Origin of the sequence: Collinsella sp. AM33-4BH (assembly GCF_003469205.1) — a bacterium.
GTDB lineage: Bacteria > Actinomycetota > Coriobacteriia > Coriobacteriales > Coriobacteriaceae > Collinsella.
In genome coordinates this window covers 40,322-64,206 of record NZ_QSIN01000005.1, presented here as the reverse complement: position 1 = coordinate 64,206, position 23,885 = coordinate 40,322, and the positions used below count along the sequence as shown (strand labels likewise).

At 60.4% G+C, this 23,885-nt stretch carries 14 protein-coding genes and 2 tRNA genes; 2 read left to right on the top strand and 14 right to left on the bottom strand.

The genetic code is table 11. From position 1 onward, the window contains the following. Positions 1 to 13 precede the first annotated feature (13 nt). From purE to rpsF, 14 genes are all read right to left on the bottom strand, one after another. On the bottom strand, positions 14 to 478 hold the full coding sequence (purE, locus tag DW821_RS05110) for a 5-(carboxyamino)imidazole ribonucleotide mutase (RefSeq protein ID WP_006235810.1): 465 nt from the start codon (positions 476 to 478) through the stop codon (positions 14 to 16). A 217-nt stretch (positions 479 to 695) separates the two neighbouring features. Beyond that, positions 696 to 7,076, bottom strand: coding sequence for a discoidin domain-containing protein (locus tag DW821_RS05105; protein WP_158551680.1), 6,381 nt, complete (start codon positions 7,074 to 7,076; stop codon positions 696 to 698). A gap of 952 nt (positions 7,077 to 8,028) precedes the next feature. Next, positions 8,029 to 11,343 (bottom strand): carbamoyl-phosphate synthase large subunit, encoded by a 3,315-nt coding sequence (gene carB / locus DW821_RS05100; protein WP_117638150.1) that lies wholly within the window; start codon positions 11,341 to 11,343, stop codon positions 8,029 to 8,031. A gap of 1 nt (position 11,344) precedes the next feature. Further along, positions 11,345 to 12,784: a glutamine-hydrolyzing carbamoyl-phosphate synthase small subunit gene (gene carA / locus DW821_RS05095; RefSeq protein WP_118065898.1), complete on the bottom strand. Its 1,440-nt coding sequence runs from the start codon at positions 12,782 to 12,784 to the stop codon at positions 11,345 to 11,347. Positions 12,785 to 12,992: 208 nt separating this feature from the next. Then, positions 12,993 to 13,958, bottom strand: a complete 966-nt coding sequence (locus tag DW821_RS05090) for a hypothetical protein (RefSeq protein WP_117564028.1) — start codon at positions 13,956 to 13,958, stop codon at positions 12,993 to 12,995. 19 nt (positions 13,959 to 13,977) lie between these two features. Next, on the bottom strand, positions 13,978 to 15,750 hold the full coding sequence (locus DW821_RS05085) for an ABC transporter ATP-binding protein (RefSeq protein WP_118065896.1): 1,773 nt from the start codon (positions 15,748 to 15,750) through the stop codon (positions 13,978 to 13,980). A 247-nt stretch (positions 15,751 to 15,997) separates the two neighbouring features. Beyond that, entirely contained in the window at positions 15,998 to 16,693 is a 696-nt protein-coding gene (locus DW821_RS05080) for an NUDIX domain-containing protein (RefSeq protein WP_199579182.1), read from the bottom strand. 21 nt (positions 16,694 to 16,714) lie between these two features. Further along, complete coding sequence (gene purD, locus DW821_RS05075) at positions 16,715 to 18,019, bottom strand: phosphoribosylamine--glycine ligase (protein ID WP_118065894.1); 1,305 nt, start codon at positions 18,017 to 18,019, stop codon at positions 16,715 to 16,717. A 118-nt stretch (positions 18,020 to 18,137) separates the two neighbouring features. Beyond that, complete coding sequence (locus DW821_RS05070; RefSeq protein WP_055251352.1) at positions 18,138 to 19,424, bottom strand: adenylosuccinate synthase; 1,287 nt, start codon at positions 19,422 to 19,424, stop codon at positions 18,138 to 18,140. A gap of 93 nt (positions 19,425 to 19,517) precedes the next feature. Then, a complete protein-coding gene (gene dnaB / locus DW821_RS05065; RefSeq protein ID WP_006235827.1) occupies positions 19,518 to 20,915 on the bottom strand; it encodes a replicative DNA helicase in 1,398 nt (465 codons plus the stop codon). Positions 20,916 to 21,133: 218 nt separating this feature from the next. After that, a complete protein-coding gene (gene rplI, locus DW821_RS05060; RefSeq protein ID WP_022094073.1) occupies positions 21,134 to 21,673 on the bottom strand; it encodes a 50S ribosomal protein L9 in 540 nt (179 codons plus the stop codon). Positions 21,674 to 21,688: 15 nt separating this feature from the next. Next, complete coding sequence (gene rpsR, locus DW821_RS05055; protein WP_006235829.1) at positions 21,689 to 21,955, bottom strand: 30S ribosomal protein S18; 267 nt, start codon at positions 21,953 to 21,955, stop codon at positions 21,689 to 21,691. Positions 21,956 to 22,027: 72 nt separating this feature from the next. Next, positions 22,028 to 22,480: a single-stranded DNA-binding protein gene (locus tag DW821_RS05050; RefSeq protein ID WP_006235830.1), complete on the bottom strand. Its 453-nt coding sequence runs from the start codon at positions 22,478 to 22,480 to the stop codon at positions 22,028 to 22,030. Between the two features lie 48 nt (positions 22,481 to 22,528). Continuing rightward, positions 22,529 to 22,822 (bottom strand): 30S ribosomal protein S6, encoded by a 294-nt coding sequence (gene rpsF, locus DW821_RS05045; RefSeq protein WP_006235831.1) that lies wholly within the window; start codon positions 22,820 to 22,822, stop codon positions 22,529 to 22,531. A 505-nt stretch (positions 22,823 to 23,327) separates the two neighbouring features. Here rpsF and DW821_RS05040 point away from each other — a divergent pair. Then, positions 23,328 to 23,418 (top strand) — tRNA-Ser (locus DW821_RS05040). Positions 23,419 to 23,466: 48 nt separating this feature from the next. Next, positions 23,467 to 23,557, top strand: a tRNA-Ser gene (locus DW821_RS05035). Positions 23,558 to 23,885: the final 328 nt, after the last annotated feature.

Below are 23,885 nucleotides of genomic sequence, written 5' to 3'. Positions count from 1 at the left end.
AACGGCGGAACGCCTAGGCGTCGGCCATCTCCTGCTTCATTTTCTCGATAACCTTGCGGTACTCGGGGTCGCAAGCACCCAGAATCTGCGTGGCATAGATGGCGGCGTTCTTGGCACCGTTGATGGCAACGCAGGCCACGGGCACGCCCGAAGGCATCTGCACCATCGACAGCAGCGAATCCATACCGCCCAGGTCACTCGTCTTCATAGGCACGCCGATAACCGGCAGCGGCGTAAAGGCAGCCACGACACCACCCAGGTGAGCGGCCTTGCCGGCGGCGGCGATAATCACTTTGATACCGCGATCGGCGGCAGTCGAAGCCCACTCGTGGACCTTCGCCGGCGTGCGGTGCGCGCTCGCGATCACGAGCTCATAGGGCACACCCAGTGCCTCGAGCTCGGCGGTGCAGCCTTCCATAACGCCCAGATCGGACTTGGAACCCATGATGATCCCGACAACCGGCTTTTGATCTGCCATAAACAAAGACCTCCTGTTGAGAGCGGTGACGCGGCGAATCCGCGACCCTTAACTGCAAATAATTCAAGTATAGCCGCCGATGCTGATGTGTTCGGCGGGAGACGGAACGCTTTGCGAGATTAAGGCCGAAGGGTCGGAGCTTTCCGCCTACATTCAAAAAGCGTGCCCACCGTCCTTGGGTGGGACGGCGGGCACGCTTGCTTAGCTGTTGCTGGGGCTACTTAGCCTTGCTGCGACGATGGAAGAAAGCGCCGATCGCGGCGATGATGGCGCCAAGACCACCGACGGTCGCGACGGTCGCCGCCGTCTGGTCTCCGGTATTGGGAATCGCCGAACCGTTCTTCTTGCTGCCCTGGGCCTTGTCGCCTGCGGGCTTGCCCGCCTGGTTGCCGCCGTTCGAGCCATTGCCGGAACCCTGGTTGCCCGAGCCGCCCTGATTGCCGGAATCGGCATCCTTGAGGCTCTCAATAGCCAGCTTGAGCTGGTCATAGGCCGCCTGGAGCTGGGTGTCGGAAGCATTCTCAGCACCCAAGACGTCCTCGGCGTAGGTAATGGCATCCGTCAGGGCCTTGACAGACTCGGCCGTCTTGCCCCTAGTGTCAGTCTCCTTCGCCTGCTTGACCAGGGCCTTGAGCTGCTTCTTAGTCGGTTTCTCGACCGGGGCCACCGGGGTCTTCTCGAGCGCGCCGCGGGCGCTCTCGAGCGCCCTGAGCGCCTGGTCGACCTCGTCCTGCGTGGCTTTCTCGTCGCTCAAGATGGCGCGGGCGCTCGCCAGGGCGTTCTCGAGCGCCGTCCAGGAGGCCTCGGTGTAGTCACCGGCCTTGAGGTCGCCGGCAGCAACCTCGGCATCAACCTTTTCGATCGCGGTAGCGAGATCATCCTTCGCCACCGGATCGGGGACGGCCGTACCGTAGAACTTGAGCTCCGCCATGCTGCAGTAGGCATCAACGTTGCCACCGCCGGCGTGAATCACCTTGACGGTCACGTAGCGACCGCGCGCGGCGCCAAAGCTCATCTGTTTCCAGTCGCCACGGTCGGTGAGCACGCGACCGTCATTGTCGAAGGCGAACGTACCCATCGACGCGGCGGTGCCCATCTCATAACCGTCGGCAGTGTCGGAGACCAGTATCTCGGCCTCGAAGATATCGCCGTTAGTGCCGCCGTCCTGGCGCGGCAGGAATGTAACGTCGGTGAGATCGTAGTCGCGGCCCAGGTCGACACTCAGATACTGGGGCATACCGGTCCCATGGGCCCAGTCGCTGTGCCAAAGCGTCCGCTCGTCGCCGTCGAGAGCGTTGACGGCGTTGCTGCCCTCGTAGTCGGCCTCACTCGAGAAGCCGGCCACCTTGACGTTCTTGCGGTTCTCGGGCGTGTTGATAAGAATCTTCTCATCGACAGGGCGCATCTTGAGGCCGTCGATTGCCTTCTCGATCTTGGCTGTGGCGTCTGCGACATCCTTCTTGCTATAGCTGCCTTGGCCGCCGTCGAGGAGCTTCTGAGCCGCCTCGACCGCAGCGGTGAGAGCTGCATAGGAATCCTTAGTGTAGACGGATTCGCTGTAGCCCGCGGCCTCGGAAAGCGCTGCCACGAGCGCAGAGGTATCGACACCAGCCTTGACTTCGACCTCATAGGATGCGGTCTTGGAGGGGTCGAGTACCGACGCCACCGTGATCTTTGCCTTGCCGGCCTTGTTGGCACGCAGGTAGTAGCTCACGCTATCGCCAGCCTGAACAGCGGAGACGCTTACCACAGAGGGGTCGGAGCTCTCGACCGTCACATAGGGGTAGCCGGCGCTCTCAGGCGTGGCCTTGGCGTCGACGAGCGTAACGTCGCCTTCAAAGAACTCGGTCTGGTTCTTGCCTAGCTCGACACCCTCGATGGCCTCGACACCCTGCGTGTAGTTGAAGTTGACCTCACGCAGTGTGAGCATCTGGTCACCCGATGCCTCAAGCGGCGTGACCTCGACCTTGGTCGCCTTCTTGCCCTTGTTCTCGGCAGAGAGGCCAAAAGCGTAGCGAGCCCGGAAGGAATCGTACTCCCCGCCCGCGAACTCTTGGGTCGAGCCATCCTCGAACGTCACGACAGCCTTGATCTTCTGCACGGTTCCGTTGCCACCGTTGCGGTTAACGACCTCGACACTATCGAGTTTCGAAGGCGTCTTAAATGCGAATGTCATCGTGGTGGGAAGCTTCACGTAACTCGGAAGCTTACCCTCGCTGTCCCAGTTGCCGCTCCAGTTCCATAGGAACTCAAAGCCGTTGTCGCCCTCGTTATTATCGAACAGCGCGTTATAGCTCTTCTGCTGGATAAGTTTCTCGACGTTGGTCCCGTCGTCGGTCGTGAGCTCATCGTTGGTCATCGTGATGTTGAAGGCATCCTGACCGTACTCGGCGACCGTTGGCTGAGGAACATCCGGCATCGTCACCGTGCCGTCGCTCGCAAACTCAAGTGCGTCGCATGCCGGACCGATGAGCCAAGATGTCGAGGGCAGTTCGACCTTGCCGGCGGTCTTGGCCTTGAGCTTGAAACTCGCCACCGCGCCGGTACCGTTGTAGAGCTTGCCATCGCCGCGGTTGGCAAAGGCGAGATTGATAGTCTGCGTTCTGTCCGCGAACTGGACCTTCTCGCGAGACAGGTTCTCCATGCCGGCAGTCGAGCCGTCCTGCGCGATGCTCTCGGACACAAACTCGAACTGGTCGCTCTTGAAGTTGACGAGAGCGCCCAGGGCGTTGACGTTCTTGGCGTCGGCCGCATAGACATCAACGGTGATCTCATCACCGGCCTCGACCTCGGTCTTGCTCGGAATCACCGCGAGCGAACCTGCGACCTTGCCCTTTTGTTTAGTGCCGCCGTCAAGACCCGCCATGGTGAACGAGTAATCGTAGACGTCGTAAACGCCGTTATCGTTGAGGTCGGCGAAGTGGTCGCGGATCTGCGAACCGAACGTCGGGGTATCGGGCTCGCGGTTCTCGAGGCCCAGATAGTTCTTCATGTTGGAGTAGTCTCCGTCGGAGATCGTGGCCTTGTTGAGGTTGGAGCCCACGGCGAAGCCATCCGTGCCGTCGGTCTTGTAGATGGCAATCTCGGACGCGGAGAAGAAATTGCCGACCGAGGCGAGCGGTGTCATGCGCACGTAACGGGCGGCCACGGTGCCGTCAAACGCTACCGTCTTACAATCAGCGGAACGTGCCCAATCGACCTCCTGGCTCGTCCAGTGGACGCCATCGAGACTCGTCTCAACACGCATCTTGGTCACAGTGCCGTTGCCGGCGTCATCGCGCGGATAGTACTCGAGCTTATCGAGCTTGTAAGCGCGTCCATAGTCAACGGTAAGCGCCTTGCCCAGATCGTTGCCACCGGAGTGGAAACCGCCGTCGCCCGACTGGAACTCATGGTCGAAGGCAAGCTCGGCCTTATGGCTGCCGTAAAGTGAGCCCTCCCAGGTGATTTCCTCGGCGTCGGGGACGTTCCGCCACGGATCGAGTGCGGAGTTCGCCTCGAGCACATCGCTCCAGGCGGAGTAACCCTCGGCGTTGCGCGAACGAATCTGGTAGGTGTGCTTGCTATTGTAGGCGAGGTCGGTGTGCGTGAACTCGGCCGCATCACCCACGGCAAACACAGTGCCGTCGACCTTAAGGTCGTAGGAGGTAGCACCATCGACCTTTCCCCAGGTGAGCTTTATGCTCGTTGGGGTCGTGACGTCCTCGGGGGCAGCAAGGTTCGTGGGTGCGGAGAGGTTCTCGTTGAGGCGATCGGCTGTGAGCGTGGCGTCGGCATTCACGAAACCGCCCAGCTCAAGCGTCTGCGCCGCTGCAGCAACATCGGTCTTCGCGAACTTGACGTAGACCTTGGGGTTCGTGGTGATCTTGGTGTTGTTAAAGCTCTCGCCCTGCTCGGCCTCGGTGCCGTCCGCATCGCTGCCGTAGTGGTTGAGGTTGGGGGTCTCGCTGTAGAAGTAGACCGCCTGGCCGGCCTCGGGGGTCGCGGCGTCAAAGGTCTCCTGCGAGTCGACCTCAACCACGTTGAGTGCGGATCCGCCGTTCTTGGCGACAACGCTCGTGGGCTTGGCGGACACATTGGCCACGAAGGTCGTGGTGCGGTTGGAGTCGTAGCCGTTGTAGCCGCCCTTCGAGGCCTCGGCGGTAAAGGTCGCGGTGCCGCCTGCGGCCTTGGAGCTGTAGACGGTGCTCACATGCTCACCGTAGGAGATATTGTCGATCGTGCCGTAGGAATCGTCCTCAGTCGTGTTGTTTTCGATGGAGGAGCCGTCGTCCTCGTACTGCGTAAAGGTGCCGTCGCCCTCGGTGGCGAAGAACTCGACGATACGCTGACTGCGGTCGGTACCCTTGGTGTTGGTGTCGCTCACTGCCTCGGGGTTGTTGTTCTCGGCGTACATCGGCACGATAGCGTTGGCCTTCACAAACAGCGGCAGCTTCCAAAGCGGAGCCTCGTAGTTGTTGAGAACCTGGCCGCCGCGATACTGCTTACCCGAGAAGTAATCGATCCAGATGGTGGGATTCTCGTCGGTGCCGTAGTTGGGGAGGTAAATCCCATTGCGAATGTCGTTGCCGTTCTCGTCTGCCTGGGTATCCTGATACACCGGTGCCACTAGGAAGTTCTCACCGAACATATACTGGTACTGCGTCGAAGTGCTTGCGGCGTACTCGGAGTTGTCGGAAAGCAGCATGGCGCGGATCATGGGCAGGCCGGCATCGCCGTTACCCGTGTCGATGTTGGCCGCCGAGGCCGCGCTCGTGTAGATATAGGGCATGAGCTGCGCCTTGAGCTTGAGGTAGAAGCGCGAGATGCCTGTGTAGGGATCGCCGTGCGTCATGGGCGATTTACGGTAGGTGCCCCAACCGTCCATGTCAAGCATAGAGGGCGTGAACGTCTTCCACTGGTAGTCACGCGCAGAGATGATGGGGTCGCCGCCAAAGATGCCATCCATGTCGGAGCCGATGTTGGGGTTGCCCGAAAGACTCTGACCGATATACGTGGGGATATGGAAGCGAATGTACTCCCAGTTACCGCCATACTGGTCGCCGGTCCAAATGCCACCAAAGCGCTGCGTGCCGGCCCAACCATCGAGCGTGATGATGTTGGGGCGCTTGTTAGCGCCGGTCGTCACCGTGTCATAAGCTGTCTTGATGCCATTAAGACCAAAGGAGTAGCCAGATCCAACCCAGGCAACGTCGGTCTTAAGGGTAGAGATGCCTCCCGTCTTGACCTCGGCGTCGAAGTCGCGAAGCAGGTGCCACGGGGTCTCGGAGTTGCTGTCGGGCTCAAGGTTGGACTGGGTCCACAAGCCCGTGCTCACACCCTTGGAGTTGGCATACTCGGTGAACTTCTTAAGGTTGTCGACATTGGCACGCACAGCGTTAAGACGGTCGGCCGAGCTCGTTCCGTCGGAGTTGACGCCGCCGGTCTTGTAGTAACCGTTCTGGCCATAGCCGGCGCCGTAGCCGTCGTTCGGCAGGAACCAACCGAGCGGCATGTCGTTGTCCTCGTAGTCATCGATAACCTGCCGAGCAGAGAACTGGCGGTCGAAATCGGTCGCTTTCATGTTCTCGGTATCAACCGAAGGGCCCTCACCGTTGAGCGTCTCGGCCGCAAGTGTGCCGTCGAGCTTGTAGCCCGTCGACATGCCAGACTCGTACTTAACGTCGCCCTTCTCGCTCGAGGACTTGCTGCCCTTGGTCTCCCACTTCTTTTGACCCGAGGTCGTTGACCAGCCATCACGGTTATAGGCATTAAGATGACCAAGGTAGAACCCGTACTCGGGCAGCAGTACCGGGTTACCGGTCACCTTGTAGTAGTCCTGCAGCATCTCGGTTGCCACGTTCGAAGCGCCCTCGTTGGTCGCCACGAAGTAGTAGGCATCAAACTCATTCTCGCTGTGCAAAGTCGTGACCGTCGATGAGTCCGTGGAACCGAAGTCGTAGGAACCCTCTGCAAACGTGTTTCGGAGTACGCCGTAGCCGTCACTCGTCCAATAAAACGGGTTGGGCGAGGCAACGCCGCCATCAGTCCAGTTGTTCGTGTTGGAGATGGCGATGGTCTGGTTGGTGTGCAGGAAGCGTCCGTTCTGGGTGCCGCCGCCAAAGAAGTTCTCGGACTTCTCCTTGGCGAGCGTCTGGACGGTACCCTTCTTATCAAGGTCGAGGGACGCGGACTCGGAAACCACGACACGGTCGCCTGACTTGATACTCATCTTGCCAGTCGCCTTGTCCAGGATCACGGTCGCCTTTCCGCCGGTGATCTCGATAGTGTCGCCCTTGTCGGCAACCGTCGCGCTCGGCTTGCTGTAGGTGTCCGAGGTATCGGGCTGAGCCTGGATTTTAGCCGTGTGGGACTTACTGCGCGGTGTGGCGTAATCGGAAAACTCACCCTTGGGGTCGACGTTATAACGGAAAATACCGTCCTCGAGGAACGTAATACGGCCCTTGATGCCGTCAGCGAAATCGATGTCGACGACATTCGAGGCAGACTGGGACACGGTCGCTGAGTCGACGCCCTTGAGTGGCGTGGCAATCGCCTGCTGGGGATTGGCAAACACGAGCGTCGCTGCAGTGGCAACGAGGACCGCGCTTCCCTTCACCCACCGTTTCGTAAAAATGGAATTCCTGCGCACCTGGTCTCCTTTCTTCCGAGATGCTGAGGTGCCGAGGACGCCCCCCCCCGGCAGCATGGGAAAACGTATCAAACGGGGATGTTCGGTACATTCCGCACAATGGGGCCACCCGTTACCAAGGGGCCAACTGGTAGTAACCAGATAGCCACCTACTAGGTCATATCAATATATGGGAGCACTTGCGCAACCAAGTTCGGAAGTCCACCAGCGGCAGTAAAATGAGCGTCAGCGGCAAGGTGGGCTTAATAAGCCATACCAATTGGTTCTTCAGTCAAATACCAATCTAGCAAAAATGTACTGTTTATCTGGTATTACACAGACCATACCTTTCCCTCGGGAACTGGGCTTCGCGAAGTTTCCCGAGAGAAAAGCTCGACCGCCGCCCTGCGACCTACCGAAGATTGCTATGACGTACGTTGGCTGATTTGGTTTGGAATGAGAGGTTGACGGAGGATGGTGGACAGTTAGTTCAGATTTGTATTTTTTGGCCGGGTCCTTACGTGCAAACGTATCGTTTTGAAGCCGTTTTAGACCCAATAACGCCCTTTTCTCATTCCTGACTGCGCATCCTTGTCGCATCAGACCGCCAAGAACGACTCATTTGAGCTCAAATCGGCCTTTTCCACCCTCACAAAAATACAAATCTGAACTAACTGTCCAGCGGCACTCTCAGCCAGCCACAAAAAGGTCCTCCGGTGAATGCAATTCACCGGAGGACCCCATACAAAACGTGGGCTCTGCCCACACTCACTTTTTATTCAGCCCTAGTCATCGCGCAAAGCCCCTTCGGCAGCACACGGTGCAACCGAGTCACCGTAGGCCGGGGCGGAGGGGGCTGAGTTTCCCCCTTCGCTCCGGCTGCAAGCAGAGTCGCTCAGTGAGAAACTCAGCCCCCTCCGCCCCGGCCGGCCAGCTCAATCTACACCGTGTACTGCGGCAGGTCCTGCAGGGCGATGACGTCCATGCCCATGTCGTTGGCGCTGCCGTGACCCTGCTGGTCCTCGCGCACCGCCTCGATGGCACTCACATACGTGTTGGCGGCAGACATCGCGGTCACGCAGGTCACACCGCGTCGCACCGCCTCGGTGCGCAGCAGATAGCCGTCGCCGCGCGAGCCCGGACCGTACGGCGTGTTGATGATCACCGCGATCTTGCCATCGGCGATGAGGTCGCCGATGTTGGGGCGCTCGCCGTCGTGCGGGCCGCTAATCTTCTCCACGATCTCGCACGTCACGTTGCCTCCACGCAGCACGCGCGCCGTACCCTCGGTGGAGCAGATGTCAAAGCCCAGGTAACGCAGGATACGCGCGACCGAAAGGATGTGGCGCTTGTCGCGGTCGCACACGCTGATGAATACCTTGCCGGCGCTCGGGTCGGGCAGCCTGTAGTCGATCGCCAGCTGCGTCTTGGCGTATGCCTCGGGATAGCTCTTAGCGATACCCATGACCTCGCCCGTCGACTTCATCTCGGGCCCCAGGATGACGTCGGCGCCCGGGAAACGACCCCAGGGCATAACGGCTTCCTTCATGCAGAACCAGTCCAGCTGACGTTCGTCGCTCGGCAGGCCCAAGCTCGCGATGGAATCGCCTGCCATGATGCGCGCCGCGCATTTGGCCAGCGGCACGCCGGTGGCCTTGGAGATAAACGGCACGGTACGGCTGGCGCGCGGGTTGGCCTCGATCACGTAAACGGTCTCGCCCTTAATGGCGTACTGCACGTTGACCAGACCGCGCACGCCCAGCGCCATCGCGATGCGGCGCGTGGTCTCGCGGAGCTTCGCCTGCAGGCTCTCGCTAAAGCTGAACGGCGGGATGCAGGTCGCGGAGTCGCCGGAGTGAATACCGGCTTCCTCGATATGCTCCAGGATGCCGCCGATGTATACCTCTTCGCCATCGCACAGGGCGTCGACGTCGGACTCGATCGCACCCTCCAGGAAGCGGTCCAGGTACACCGGGTAGTCGGGGCTAATGCGCGCAGCCTCGGCCATGTAATCGCGCAGATGCTCGGCATCGTAGGCGATCATCATGCCGCGGCCGCCCAGCACATAGCTCGGGCGCACCAGCAGCGGATAGCCGATGTGCGCGGCCACGGCCTCGGCCTCCTCAAACGAGGTGGCCTGGCCCGCCGGCGGGTACATGATGCCCAGCTTGTCGAGCAGAGCGGCGAAGCGCTCGCGGTCCTCGGCAAAGTCGATGGCATCGGGCTTGGTGCCCATAATGTTCACGCCGCTCTCCTCGAGCATGCGCGCCAGCTTAAGCGGGGTCTGGCCACCGAGCGTCACCACGACGCCGTCGGGGCGCTCGACATCGATAACGTCCATGACGTCCTCGTAGGTGAGCGGCTCAAAGTACAAGCGGTCCGAGGTGTCGTAGTCAGTCGAAACGGTCTCGGGGTTGCAGTTGACTATGATGGTCTCGAAGCCGCGAGCCGCCAGTGCGTAGCTCGCGTGCACGCAGCAGTAATCGAACTCGATACCTTGGCCAATGCGGTTGGGGCCGGCGCCCAGGATCATCGCCTTGGGCTTGTCCGCCGGCGTGGTCTCGTCGGGAGCCACGCACTTCTTGGCATCCGGGCTCGTGCGGTAGATGTTCTCGTACGTCTTGTAGTGGTACTCCGTGGCGCTCGAAAACTCCGCAGCGCAGGTATCGACCGTCTTCATGCTGGGAACCACGCCCAGACCCTTGCGATAGGCGCGCACAAAGCGCTCGTCCGAGCCGGTCAGCGCGGCAATCTCGGCGTCGCTCGTGCCGTACTGCTTGAGCAGGCGCATCGCGTCGGCGTCGATATCCTCCACACGCAGGCCGCGGATGCTCTCCTGGACCTGCACCATGTCGTTGATACGGTTGAGGTACCACGGATCGATACCGCAGATGGCATGGATGTGGGCGATGTCCCAGCCACGGCGCAGGGCCTCGACCACAAAGAAGATGCGGTGCTCGGTCGGGGTTGCCACGGCCTGAGCGAGCTCATCGTCGCTCAGCTTGTCGGCACCCTCCTTGCCACCGGCGCAGATGCCCTGGTGACCGTCCTCCAGTGAGCGCATGGCCTTGCCGAAGGCCTCCTCAAAGGTGCGGCCGATCGCCATAATCTCGCCCACGGCCTTCATGCGCGTGGTGAGCGTAGGATCAGTGCCTTTAAACTTCTCGAAGGCAAAGCGCGGCACCTTGACGACGCAGTAGTCGATTGTGGGCTCAAAGCAGGCGGGCGTTGCCTTGGTGATGTCGTTGACGATCTCGTCGAGCGTGTAGCCCACGGCCAGGCGAGCGGCGGCCTTGGCGATGGGGAAGCCCGTGGCCTTGGAGGCCAGTGCGGACGAACGGCTCACGCGCGGGTTCATCTCGATGACGATCAGGCGGCCGGTCTGGGGGTTCACGGCAAACTGCACGTTGGAGCCGCCGGTCTCGACGCCGATCTTCCCCAAGATGGCGAGCGAGGCGACACGCATGCGCTGGTACTCAAGGTCGGAGAGCGTCTGCGCCGGCGCCACGGTGATGGAGTCGCCGGTGTGCACGCCCATGGGGTCGAGATTCTCGATGGAGCACACGATGATGCCGTTGCCGGCGTGGTCGCGCATGACCTCCATCTCATACTCTTTCCAACCCTCGATGGACTCCTCGACCAGCACCTCATGGGCAGGCGAGAGCTCAAGGCCCTGGCTCACGATGGAGACGAGCTCCTCGTGGGTATGCGCGATGCCGCCGCCGGCGCCACCGAGGGTAAAGCTCGGGCGCAGTACGCAGGGATATCCCACGCGCTCGGCGATAGCCTCGGCGTCGGCCACGCTGTAGGCATAGCCCGAGCGCGCAACCTCCAGGCCGATCTCGGCCATGGCCTCGTTAAAGAGTTTGCGGTCCTCGCCGCGCTCGATAGCGGCCAGGTCGCAGCCGATCATCTCGACGCCGTACTTGTCGAGCGTGCCGTCCTTTGCCAGCTCGACGGCGGCGTTCAGACCGGTCTGGCCGCCCAGCGTGGGCAGCAGCGCGTCCGGGCGCTCTTTCTTGATTACGCGCTCGATAAACTCGGCGGTGATGGGCTCGACATAGGTGCGGTCGGCAAGACCCGGGTCGGTCATGATGGTCGCCGGATTGGAGTTGACCAGGATGACCTCAAAGCCATCCTCCTTGAGCACCTTGCAGGCCTGTGCGCCGGAGTAGTCGAACTCACAGGCCTGGCCAATGACGATAGGGCCCGAACCAATAACGAGGATGCGCTTGATGTCAGTACGTTTAGGCATGTTAGTTCTCCTCGGTCGCAGCGTTCTCGGACTCGGCGAAATTCCAGCCGGCGAGGCGGTCCTTCGCGGTGTCGATGTCCAGGTAGTTCTCCTCGCCGTCCATGAGTCGCGTAAAGGCGGTAAAGAGATAGTGGGCATCGGTGGGGCCAGGCGAAGCCTCGGGGTGGTACTGGACCGAGAAACACGGGGCGTCGAGCAGCTGGATGCCCTCGGCGGTGCCGTCGTTGAGGTTCACATGTGTCAGGCGAATGCGACCAAAGCGCTCGTTCATCACGACCGGCGCGATGCCGCGACGCACCCAGGCGCGCAGGTCACCGTCGGCCGCATGCTCGGTTTCGCCGCCGGAAAGCTCCGGAATCAGTTTGCCCAGACTGGGGAACAGCAGGCCAAAGCCGTGGTTTTGCGCGGTGATCTCCACGCGACGGCTCACCAGATTCATAACCGGCTGGTTACCGCCACGGTGACCGAATTTAAGCTTTTCCATTTGGGCGCCGCAGGCCAGGCTGATCATCTGGTGACCGAGGCAAATGCCAAAGACCGGCACCTTGCCGATCAGCTGCTGTACCTGCTCATAGGTCTCCACCACGGCATCGGGGTCGCCGGGGCCGTTGGACAAAAAGACGCCATCGGGATTCATGTCGAGCACCTGCTGGGCGGGCGTATCCCACGGCACGACGGTGAGATCGCAGCCGGCACGGACCAGGCCCTCCAGAATACCGCGCTTCACACCGCAGTCGTAGGCGACCACTTTGTGACGGGCAGGAGCGGCAGCCGCAAGCGCAAAGTCATGCGTGGCAGGCAGGTCGGCGGCCACAAACTCGTGAGGCGCGGGGCAACTTACGGTCTTGACCAGGTTCTCGCCTACCAGCGTGGGCGCAGCGGACAAGCGCTCGGCAAGCTCGTCGACGTCGAAGATCTCGGTCGAGATAATGCCCATCTTGGAACCATTGTCGCGCAGATGGCGCACCAGAGCGCGGGTGTCGATACCCTCGATAGCGACGATGCCGTGAGCGCGCAGGTACTCCGGCACGCTGACGGCCGAGCGCCAGTTAGAAGGCGTGGCGCACATATCGCGAACGATCATGCCGCGCATAGCCGGAGCGCTCGCAGGGCGCACGGCGTCGCCGGGGAAGGCCGACTGGACATCGGTCTCGTCGATACCGTAATTGCCGATCTGCGGATAGGTCATGGTTACAATTTGGCCGGCATAACTCGGGTCGGTCATGACCTCAAAGTAGCCCTCGAGCGAGGTGTTGAAGCAGACTTCGCCGGTCGCGGTGCCCTCGGCGCCGCATGCACGTCCATAAAAAATGGTCCCATCCTCAAGATACAGGATACAGGGACCGCAGGTGCCCTTGCTGGTTTTGGCCAGCATACGCTGGCAAAGCTCGCTGGGCGCGAAGGTGCGGGCGGCAGCGCCCGCGGTATGGTTGTTCGCCATAATTCTCCTTCCCGGTCTCACAGGACCGGCTTAAAGGTGTGTAGTTAGGCCTCGCGGTATTGTAACCGCAAGCATGCCTCATGGCGTTAATTTCATCGAAATGTTTACGAAATGATAATTATGACTTTCTATGCATAATGATTATTTAATCCCCGTCCCAGAAAAATTATCCCGCGTGGGCTTGTGGCTCACGCGGGATAATGGCCTCTTACTTTTGCTTGTCCTGTTCCAGCAGATCGGACGGTGAGCGATCGGGCTTGCCGCCGCGGAAAATCTCGCGGCCATGCAGACGATGCTCCAGGTCACGTTCGGCCTTTTCCTCGTCAATCTTGGTCTGGCTCACCACCGGGTCCTCGATCAGCGACGAAACCGAGTTCACCTGTTTTTGAATGCGCTCGGCAATGGTGTCGTCCATGCTTACGATGCGCATCTTCCAGTCGATACTCGTGGCGTTGGATGAGCTCTTGGTCCACACAAACGTCAAAATGGCGCTCTGATGACCCCGCGCGGGAAACATGCCAAAGAAGGAATCGTGCTGAATGTTGCTATCCTCGTCGATATAGGCGTGAACGTTATACACCACGCGGTCGATCTTATCGTTGAGCAGCGCGTTGGTCGCAAGCGCAGCGGCCTGAATCTGCCCGTTGGACAGCAGCTCGAGCTCGTTGGCAGACGATGTGTCCAACACCGTCACCTCGACCGTGCCCGTACGCTCATCAGCTTCATCGACGGTAAAGTCGAGCGGGAACTGCGTAAAGCCGTTGCCCCACTCAAGGCCGCCCTTCAGCGCCGTCGAAACGGTATCCACCGAAACGCTCTCGGACAGGTTGGCGGTGTTCAGGCGTCGCATCACGCCGTAGCCAATCTGCATGCCCACAATCAGCACCAAGATGCCAATGACCACGGCCATGGCAGTCTTCGTAATGGTATGGCTCACCTGCGAGCCCGAAGGGTCGTCCTCGGACAGCGGGTCGATATGTTTTGCCTGGCTCGCGCGGTCCTCGCTGCGCAGCTGCGCTAGCGCCGCTTTGTCACCGCGCTTGGCCGCAGCCTCCTTCTCACGCATGCGCTCGGTGCGCTTTTTGGCAAGCGTGGGATCCAAGACACCGGATGCATCGATTTCGGAGAATAACTCCGTCACTTCTTCCGGAGTCAAAGGGTTCTTGTCAGCCATAAACTTCCTGTCATATCAATCAGTCGAGCTCGTGCGCACGCGCACCTTCGAACTGCATTCGATAGTAACGGGCATAAGTGCCGCCACGGGCGAGAAGCTCCTCGTGCGTGCCACGCTCCACAACGCGACCATGCTCAACGGTCGCGATCTCATCGGCATGCTTAATGGTCGAAAGACGGTGGGCGATGATAATCGTGGTGCGGCCGCGTGCCAGCTCTTCGAGCGACTCCTGCACCGCCTCCTCGCTCTCGTTATCCAAAGCACTCGTCGCCTCATCCAAAATAAGGATCTTGGGGTTCTTGAGAAACACTCGCGCGATGGCAACACGCTGCTTCTGTCCGCCCGAAAGACGGCTGCCGCGCTCGCCCACGACCGTGTCATAACCCTGTGGAAGCGACTCGATAAAGGCATCGATGTTGGCGCGACGGGCGGCCTCGGCGATCTCTCCTGCCGTAGCGCCCGGCTTGCCGTAGGCGATGTTCTCGCCAATCGTGCCGTCAAACAGATAGACATCCTGCTGCACCAGGCCGATGGCGCGACGCAGGCTCTGCTGCGTCACATCGCGCACGTCCTGGCCGTCGATGCTAATGGATCCGGCAGCCACGTCATAAAAGCGCGGCAGCAGCGAACAGGTCGTGGACTTGCCACCGCCCGAAGGGCCAACCAAAGCGATGGTCTGCCCGGGCTTGATGGACAGATTCATATGGTCGATAACGGGACGCTCTTCGGCATCGCCCTCGCCCAGCTCAACGTCCTCGTAGTTAAAGCACACGTCGTGATATTCCACGGCGCCGGCAGTCACCTGCAGATCCGTGGCGCCCGGCTTGTCCTGGATATCCGGCACGGTCGAGAGCACCTCGTCCATACGCTTAAAGCCGGCGATAGCCTTCTGATACGTTTCGGCCGAATTGACGAGCGTCTCGAGCGGCGTGCAGAACAGCGAAATATAGAGTGCAAAGGTCGCCATATCGACCGCCTGCAGCTGTCCCTGGGCGACCAGCCAGCCGCCCAGCAGTACCACGATCACATAGAGCACACCCGAGAGCAGGCCATACGTCGCAGTATAGACGCCCATGGCGTGATACATGTTTTCCTTGGACGAAAGGTAGCGATTGTTGGAGGCGCGGAACTTAGAGCGCTCGGTCTCCTCATTGGCAAAGCTCTTGACCACGCGCATGCCCGCCAGCGAATCCTGCAGCTGCGCATTGATGCCGCTGATTTTTTTGCGATTGTCGCTAAAGACCTCGCGCATGCGCATGTTCTGCCAAAACATGATGACCGCAAACGCTGCTGTCACCACAGCCATGGCAAGCGCCAGCACCGGGGCGATGGTAAAGAGGATCACAAACGAGCCGATAATCTCGATGCCGCAGATGATGATCCACTCGGGCACATGGTGCGCCGCCTCGCAGATATCGAACAGGTCGTTGACCACGCGGCTCATCATGTCGCCCGAGCTGTTGCGATCGAAGTATGCAAAGCTAAAGCGCTCGTACTGATCGAACAGGTCCTCGCGCATCTTGGACTCCATGCGCGCGCCCATCACATGGCCCCAGTAGCTCACAAAGTAGCGGCAGGCGCAGCGGATGGCATACATCAGCACCAGTCCCACCGCAATCATACCGAGCGCCTGCATAATGGCAGCCTGACCCTGGGTAAACAACCCGCCGGTCAGATTGCGCAGAATAATAGGAAACGCAAGGTCAATGGCAGCAAGCACCAGAGCACAAACAGTATCGGCAACAAAAAGCCCCGTCTGGGGCTCGTAATACGAGAGAAACCTTTTAAACATGCAATCCTCGAAGAGAAATAAATAGCGTGAGAAATCCGGTTGAACCGGTCAGGCTGAAAACAAAGCGTCCCAACAAGCATAACGCCGATGTTCTGGCAGCGTCAGCGAAAACGTCCCTAAGCGAGCAAGGTGCCTTGAAAGAGGAGCGACGCGTACTTCGGTACGCGAGCGACGATTGAAAGGCAGATTGCCGCTTAGGGGCGTTTGCAGCGTCGACTCGTTACGCGGTTTGGTAAAACCGCGTAACCTAGAGCTCGGCCCCACCCAAGCGGTGCGCGATGCTGTCGCAGGCAAGCGCGCCTACGACGGTCTTGGCGTCTTCGATCTTGCCGTCGAGCACGGCGTCGATCAGCTCGTGCAGCGGCACCAGGTCCACGTTGACAAACTCATCATCGTCGGGGTTGGGCGCATCAAACTCGAGCTTGGTGGCCAGGTAGATGTGGATAATCTCGTCGCAGAAACCGCAGGTCGTGACAATCGACGTCAAAAAGCGAATACGGCCGGCCCTAAAGCCCGTCTCCTCATGCAGCTCGCGTTTGGCGCAATCGAGCGGGTCCTCGCCCGGGTCGAGCTTGCCGGCGGGAATCTCGACCGTCACGCGGTCGATAGCGGTGCGATACTGACGCACCAGCACGATCTTGCCGGTCTCGGTCAGCGCGACAACGGCCGCCGCGCCAGGATGACGAATCACATCGCGGGCACTGCGGTGGCCGTTGGGCAGTTCAACCTCAAGACGGTGGACGTCGAGGATCTTGCCCTTCCAGGCGCACTCCTCCGAAAGAATCTTCTCGTGCAGCAGCGCGTCATGCGGGTCTTCGTCCCCCAGCACCAGCACCGGCTCATCGGCAACCTCGCCGCCCGGCTCGCCCTCTGCGTGTCCGTACGCGCGGCTGTCTTCCTCGACGATCTGCGCGTCCACGAGCTCTTCGTTCTTATCGTCCATCCGTCTCATTCCTCCCGGATTTTAGGCATCCCAGGCGTCGCGGCCGCGCAGCGCGCGCAGACCAATGTCGTGACGCAGGGTCTTGCCCTCAAAATCGATCTTCTCGCAGGCCTCATAGGCAAGGTTGCGGGCGTTCTCGAACGTGTCGCCCAGCGCGGTCACGGCGAGCACGCGGCCGCCGTTGGTCACGAGCTGGCCGTCCACCACGGCGGTGCCGGCGTGGTACACCGTCACGTTCTCCATGGCCTCGGCATCCTCGATACCGGTGATGACCTTGCCCTTCTCGTAGCTGCCGGGATAGCCCGCACTCGTCAGGACAACGGCCACGGCCCACTCGTCACGCCAATCGAGCTCAATCTGGTCGAGCTCGCAGTTAGCGCAGGCGAGCATGACCTCGACCAGGTCGTTCTTAAGGCGCGGCAGCACGACCTGCGTCTCGGGGTCGCCAAAGCGGGCGTTGAACTCCAACACCTTGGGGCCGGCGGGGGTAAGCATAAAGCCGCCGTACAGGCAGCCGCGGTAGTCGATGCCCTCGGCAGCAAGCTCGGCAACGGTCTGCTCCATGACCGCCACCATGGTGGCGTGCTCCTCGTCGGTCACGATGGGCACCGGGCTGTAGACGCCCATGCCGCCGGTGTTGGGACCCTTGTCGCCCTCGAGCGCGCGCTTGTGGTCCTGCGAGGTGGCCATGGGGCGCACGGTCTTGCCGTCGGTAAAGGCCAAAAGCGAGCACTCGGGGCCGGTCAGCATCTCCTCGATGACCACAGTATTGCCGGCATCGCCAAAGGTGCCGCCAAAGCACTCGCGCACGGCCTCCTCGGCCTGCTCAAGTTCGATCGCCACGATGACGCCCTTGCCCGCGGCAAGGCCGTCGGCCTTGACGACCAGCGGGGCGCCCTGCTCGCGCACGTAGGCGAGAGCCGAAGCCTCGTCGGTGAACGAGCCGTAGGCTGCCGTCGGGATACCGGCGCGCTCCATGAGCTGCTTGGAGAACAGCTTGGAGCCCTCCATCTGGGCACCCTCGGCACCCGGGCCAAAGCACGGGATGCCCGCCGCGCGCACGGCGTCGGCCACGCCCACCACGAGCGGGGCCTCGGGGCCGATCACCACGAGTCCGCATCCGTGGCTCTGGGCAAACGCCGCCACGGCCGCAGGATCGCAATCGTCGAGAACCACGTTCTCGCCGCAGCTCGCGGTGCCGCCGTTGCCCGGCGCAATGTAGAGCTTGCCGGCGCGCGGTGATGCTGCGAGCTTGGCCGCCAGAGCGTGCTCGCGGCCGCCGCTGCCCAACAACAGGATGTCGATGGTTTGAGTGTCCGCCTTCAAGGGTGCCTCCTCTATGGATTAACGGCCCGCTCCGCGCGAGCCCTTTGCAAGCAAATATACCCCTCGGCCGCCCGCTTGGGCTGCAAAGGGGTATATCGCAATAACCAAATAGTCCCGATTACTTCCAGAATCGGTTGATGATCTGCTCGCGACCGGCGCCGACGCCAATGAACGTCACGCGGGTGTGTGCCAGATCCTCGATAAACGCCACGTAGTCCTGAGCCTCCTGCGGCAGCTCATCAAAGCTGCGGCAACCGGTGATGTCGCACTTCCAGCCGGGGAGCTCCTCGTAGATGGGCTTGGCATGCTCAAAGCGCACCTGATGCTCGGGCACGCTGGTGTAGCGCTCGCCATCGACGTCGTAGGCCACGCACACCTTGATGGTGTCGAAGGCCGAAAGCACGTCGAGCTTAGTCAGGGCGATATCGGTGAGGCCGTTGACGCGTGAGGCGTAGTTGGCGATGGGGCCGTCGAACCAGCCGCAGCGACGACGGCGACCGGTGGTCACACCGTACTCATAGCCCTCCTCGGTCAGCGTGTGACCGGCCTCGGACTCATAGGAAAGCTCGGTGGGCATGGGGCCCGAACCGACGCGGGTGATATAGGCCTTCATGACGCCCAGCACGCGGTCGACGTTCTTCATGCCCACGCCGGAGCCGGTGATGGCGCCGCCGGCGGTGCAGTTGGAAGACGTCACGTACGGATAGGTGCCGTGGTCGATGTCGAGCAACGTCGCCTGGGCGCCCTCAAACAGCAGGTCCTTGCCCTCATCGATCATGTTGTTGAGCAGCAGGCTCGTCTCGGTGATGTAGGGACGCAGGCGCTCGGCCATGGGCAGGTACTCGTCGCAAATCTGGTCCACGGTGTAGGTGGGCAGGTTGTAGATGAGCTCAAGCTCGGGGTTCACGCGGGCGAGAGCGGTCTCCAGCTTGTCGCGGAACAGCGCCTCGTCCAGCATATCCTGCATGCGCAGGCCAATGCGGGCCATCTTGTCCTGATAGCACGGACCGATACCGCGCTTGGTGGTACCGATGTTCTTCTTGCCGAGCTTCTGCTCAAAGGCGCCATCCAGGTCGATGTGGTACGGCATGATGACATGCGCGTTGCCGCTAATCTTGAGGTTCTTGGTGGTGATGCCGTCGGCCTCAAACATGTCGATCTCCTCAAGGACAACCTTGGGGTTGACGACGCAGCCGTTACCGATCACCGACACATGGTCGGAATACATGATGCCGGAGGGCACCTGGTGCAGGCCGTACTTCTTGCCGTTGACGACGATGGTGTGGCCGGCGTTGTTGCCGCCCGAGTAGCGCACGACGGCATCGAAGTCGCCGGCGACCAGGTCGCAGATCTTACCCTTGCCCTCATCGCCCCACTGGGCACCGACCAAAACGGTTGACGGCATGTTTACTCCTTACATTCATGGACTGTCTACGCGCCACGCCGGCACGCAGAAGCACAAAACATTCCCAGTATACCCGTGCAACGGGCGCCTGTCCTACTCCTCGGCATGTGCCCCATCAAGCTCATAGAACTTGGTGGATGCCGGCAGGAACATCAGGTCGACGTCGCCGATCGGGCCCGAACGGTTCTTGGCCACGACGATACGCGTAACGCCCTCGTCGGGTCGATCGTCGCGCGAGGCTTCGGCCTCGTCGGCGGAGCGGTCCAAGAACATAACGATATCGGCGTCCTGCTCGATGGAGCCCGATTCACGAAGGTCGGAAAGCTGCGGGCGCTTGCCGGTACGGGATTCGACCTGACGCGAGAGCTGCGACAGCGCGATGAGCGGGATCTTGAGTTCCTTGGCCATGATCTTCAGACCACGCGACATCTCGGAGACCTCGACGGTACGGCTCTCGGAGCGGCGTCCCGGCGGAGGACTCACCAGCTGCAGGTAGTCCAGGATGATGATGGCCTTCTCCTTGTTGTGGAGCATGCGGCGGCTCTTGGCGCGAATCTCGGTCACTGTGGTGCCGGGCGTATCGTCAATCAGAATATCGAGCTTGGACAAGGTCTGCGTGGCCTCGTTGATATTGGCCCACTGCTCGGGGCTAATGCGGCCCATGCGGAAGTCACTGATCGAAATCATGGCGTAGGCGCAAATCAGACGCTGGGCAATTTCCTTGCCCGACATCTCCAGCGAGAAGAAGCCGACGGTATAACCGGCCGCGGCAGCGTTGAGCGCCAGATTCAGGGCGAACGACGTCTTACCCACAGCAGGGCGGGCGCCGATGATGATGAGCTGGCCCTCGCGAAAACCCATGAGCATGCGGTCGAGCGACGGGAAGCCCGTGGGCACGCCCGCAGCCTGGCCGCCTGCCTGGCACACTTCCTCGGCCTCGTTATAGGCCTCGACCATAAACTCGGTCAGCGTCTTGTAGCTCGACTTGACCTCGCGCGCCGTGACCTTGAGCAACTTGCTCTCGGCCAGCTCCACGACCTCTTTGGTATCGGTGGGAGCGTTATAGGCCAGCGCGTTGATCTCGTTGGTGGCGCCGATCAGCTCACGCAGCATCGAATCGCGGCGAACGATAGCGGCATGGTGCTGCCAGTTGACGAGCGACAGGGTCTGACCCATCAACTCCAAAATGTAGGCCTCGCCGCCCACGGCATCAAGCTTGTTGATGCTTCGCAGGTAATCGATCAGCGAGATGGAGTCGATGGGAATGCGGCTGTTGTACATATCGACCATCGCGGTATAGATGGTCTTATGAATGGGCCGGTAGAAGTCATCGGGCTGCAGCTCGACCTGGGCCTCTTCGACCACCTCGGGCGATAGCAGCATAGCGGCCAGTACATTGGCCTCTGCATCTTGGTTTTGGGGAAGACCCAACTTGGAGCCGCGGTCCTCAACCGTCAGCCCGGTCTCCCTATCGTCATATGCCATGAGCATCCTCATTCATATCGCTTGCGAGCATCCATAGTATCAGCCACGGTCCCAAAACGCGCCGCGCGCCGCCAATCATCACCGAACCAAACGGATGAACGGTCCTGTATATAGGACTTCGACGCAACGTTCACCATGACACTCACTCAGCGCAAAAAACAAAAGGGCGCCCTGGTTTCCCAGAGCGCCCTTCTTAGAACAAGATTGTTGCGTTGCAGCAAATGCTACTCGGCAGCAGCCTCAGTCTCGACCTCGGCGGTCTCGGCCTCGGCGACCTCAGCGGCCTCCTCGACCTCAGCCTCGGCAGCGAGCTCCTCGGCGGTAACGCCGACGAGAACGACAACCTCGGCCTTGATCTCGCGGTACAGCGAGATGGCAACGGTGTGGGCACCGGCAACCTTGATGGGCTTACCGAGCTCGACGCGCTTGCGGTCGATGTCCATACCGAGCTGAGCCTTGATGGCGTCAGCGATCATAGCGGCGGTAACGGAGCCAAAGAGGATGCCCTCGTCGCCGACCTTGACGTCAACGGTGACCGTCTTGCCCTCGAAGGCAGCCTTGGTCTCGTTGGCGGTAGCCAGACGGACGGCCTCGCGCTTGGCGATGTTGTTGCGACGCTCGTCAAGCTGCTTGAGGTTGCCCTTGGTGGCGGCAACAGCGAGCTTCTTGGGGAACAGGAAGTTCTCAGCGTAACCCTGAGCGACCTCTACGACGTCACCCTCGCCGCCCTTGCCCTTGATCTCATCGAGAAGAATAACCTTCATGATGCGTCTCCCTTCTTAGCCGCGGTCGCGGTTGCCACGAGAGGAAACCACGGGGACGGTGTACGGCAGGAGAGCCATCTCGCGGGCGCGCTTGATGGCGTTGGCGATGTCATGCTGATGCTGCGTGCAAGCGCCAGTGACGCGACGGGGCTTAATCTTGCCACGGTCGGTCATGTACTTACGGAGAAGCTGAGTGTCCTTATAGTCGATGAACTCAGTGTTCTCCTTGCAGAACTGGCAGTACTTACGACGCGGCTGACGTGCAGAAAAATCATTAGCCATGTCAAAATACCTTTCGTTTGGCAACTTCGGCGAACCGAAGCCGCCTCTCACTCAAAAATAGGTGAACAACCCTTAGAACGGGATGTCCTCATCGTAGACGTCGACCGCGGGCGGCGTAGCCACCGGTGCGGCAGGACGTGCTGCGGGCGCGGGAGCTGCGGGGGCGTAACCGCCCTGGTCGTAGCCACCCTGGCCACCACGGGAGCTCATAAACTCGATCTCATCGACGATGACCTCAAGCTTGCTCCGGCGCTGGCCGTCGCGCTCCCAAGAGCTGTAGCGCAGCTTGCCCTCGATCGCGACCTTGTTTCCCTTTGCCAGGAAACGGCTCACGGCCTCGGCGCGGGTGCCGAACATGGTGCAGTCGACAAAGTTGGGATAGTCCTCCCACTCGCCAGTCTGCGCGTTGCGGCGACGATCGTTCACGGCGACGCCAAAGGACAGAACCTGGGTTCCGCCGGCGGTGGCGCGCAGCTCGGGATCGCGGGTGAGGTTACCGGTGATGTTCACTCGATTGATGCTCATAACTCACTACTTCCTCTTGGGGCACAAGCCCAGTCCAAAACGACAGTCTTACTCCTGGTCGTCGCGACGGACGATCATGTGGCGGACCACAGCGTCGGTGATGCGCAGGACGCGATCAAGCTCGGCGATCTGGGTAGGATCTGCGTGGAAGTTGATGAGGGTGTAGTCACCATCGGTGAGGTCGTTGATCTCGTAGGCGAGCTTGCGCTTGCCCCACTCGTCAACGGAGTCGACCTTGCCAGCGCCCTCAGCGATCGTGGTATCGATACGCTTCATAACAGCGAGACGAGTCTCGGGGTCGAGCGACGGGTCAACAAAGAACAGCAGTTCATAAGCCTTCATATTGTCACCTCCTCTGGGCAAATGTGGCTTCAGGTCGTGAAGGTGCGCCTGAAGCAGGAAAAGACTTGGTAATAATATCTTTCAACCTCCTAGGCTGCAAGAATATGCAGCTACAACCTCATGACCTCCACATATGTCCATGCTCACACGGCACTTCATGCGCATTCCAACCAAATGCTGACCAAATGCTTGACGGATCTGTGTTCAAGATACGGTGCCGTGGGGACAAGCTGAGCCAAGCCGCAGGTCAGCGGGCACAAGGCTGTGGTCGCAAAATGCATACCAGTGGCCCACAGCACCACCCAAAGATTTTTAAATTCATTGCCAAGTCGCTTATGAATACCCTTTTTTGAACAATTGAGTTGATCAACCACGCTGGTCGGAAGCCGTTTTTTGGGACCTCAAGCCCCACTGCAGCGCCAAGCACGGCCAAGCGTTTTAAAAAATGCCAACTTTTCTGTTTGCACTTTGCGATTCCTCGTGTATACTGACTTTCGCATTTAACGGAGAGTTGTCCGAGTGGCCGAAGGAGCACGATTGGAAATCGTGTAGGCGTCAAAAGCGTCTCCAGGGTTCAAATCCCTGACTCTCCGCCAGTTAATTCCAAAGCAGGCCTTCGAGCCTGCTTTGTTTTTACCCCACGCGGAGGGGTGGCAGAGTGGTTGAATGCGGCGGTCTCGAAAACCGTTTGGCCTGTATAAGGTCACGAGGGTTCGAATCCCTCCTCCTCCGCCATTTTGGTTGAGAAAGCTCCCGAAAACGGGGGCTTTTTTTGTTTAGAGTCCCTTACGAGCAAATACGGCGGAGGAGGAGGGATTCGAACCCGTCAGGACGCAAAGCGTAAAGAAAACGCGCCAGTGGCGCGTTTTTAGCGCAGCGCGGTCGGCGCAAGCCGACCGAATAAATTTTGAGCTCCGCTCAAAATTTAGACATCCCTCCTCTTCAACCCACACCCCCATCACGTTCAATCCCAACCCAACATCCCAAACATGTACATCACCCTCCAAAGATGTCAAAAAATGTCGTTTTTGGAGGGTGGTGTACACGTTTGTATATGACACAC